Source organism: Cryobacterium sp. 10I1 (assembly GCF_035019805.1).
In the GTDB taxonomy this organism is placed as follows: domain Bacteria; phylum Actinomycetota; class Actinomycetes; order Actinomycetales; family Microbacteriaceae; genus Cryobacterium; species Cryobacterium glucosi.
Genome location: NZ_JASJVF010000482.1, coordinates 1 through 1,252, shown reverse-complemented (window position 1 = coordinate 1,252; position 1,252 = coordinate 1). Strand labels below are relative to the sequence as shown.

1 protein-coding gene is annotated in these 1,252 nt (G+C 68.5%); it reads right to left on the bottom strand.

All coding sequences use genetic code 11. The annotated features are described in order from the left end of the window. On the bottom strand, positions 1-1,145 hold a 1,145-nt coding region (locus QN345_RS19240; RefSeq protein ID WP_323509136.1), incomplete at its 3' end, for a DHA2 family efflux MFS transporter permease subunit. Between the last annotated feature and the right edge of the window lie 107 nt (positions 1,146-1,252).

Genomic DNA, 1,252 nt, shown 5'->3' with positions numbered 1-1,252 from the left:
GCCATCAGGGGGATCGTGACCGCCCCGAGTCCGAAACCGCGCACGAGCAACGCGGCCATCAGCATCCACTCGTTCGTCGACGCGGTCGCGACGGCGAACGGGAGCGTTCCGACGCCGACGATCGCGAAGCCGGCCACGGAGACCCAACGGGCACCGAACCGGTCGGTGAGACGACCGGCGGACGACCGGCTGAGGAAGGTCCCCACGCCCTGCGAGATGAGGAGCAGGCCGGCGCCGAGTGGGTCGAAGCCGCGCACCTCCTGCCAGTACAGCGGAAGCAGGAGCATGGCGCCGTAGAGCGAGACGCCGGTCAGGAACAGCAGGGCGGAGGAGGTCGCGAGGGGGCGGTGCGTCAGGAGGCGCACGTCGATGAGGGCTGTGCCCGGGCGCCGGATCGCCCAGGCGACGAATCCTGTGAGGAGGGCAGCGCCGAAGATCAGAGGCAAGACGACGTCGGCACGGCCAAATCCGCCGTCCTTGGCGCCGTTGGAGAGGCCGAAGAGTAGCCAGACGATGCTGGGCGAGAGCAGCAGGAGGCCGACGACGTCGAGCCGCACCGGCCTGGCGGGCTCATCCTTCGGGAGCAGGAGCGTGGCGAGGATGAGCCCGACCACGCAGAACGGGACGTTCACCCAGAACAGCCAGCGCCAGTCGAGGGTGTTCATGATCAGGCCGCCGAGGACGGGACCGAGAATCGGGCCGAGCACAGCGGGCAGGCTCAGCGTCGCCATCACCCGGCCGAGGTTCCGGCCCTGGGCGGCCTGGATCACGAGGGTCGACGACAGCGGCAGGAGTGCGCCGCCGCCGAGGCCCTGCACTATGCGGGAGGCGATCAGGCTCTGCGGGTCCCCGGCGAGGCTGCACAGGACGGACGCGACCAGGAAGAGCGACAGGGCCGCGATCCAGAGGCGCTTCCCACCGATCCGGCTCTGCGCCCAGCCGACAAGCGGGATGGCGACGCCGAGGGCGAGCAGGTAGCCCGTCGTCACCCATTGGATGACGTCGACGGTCGTGTTCAGCTCCGTCGCGAGCGTGCGGAGGGCGATACTGACGATCGTGGTGTCGAACACCACCGCGAGCGCCCCGACGACAACGGCGATCGCGGTCCGCCGCAGGACGGGATCCAACGTCTCCATCTCAGCCATGGCTCCTCATAAGGTACAGTGTGTATCGAATGATTCGAAGCATAGACGAGGAGTTTAGGATACGCAATGTCTCTTAGTGGCCAGGATGACGCCCGCACGCGCCGCCG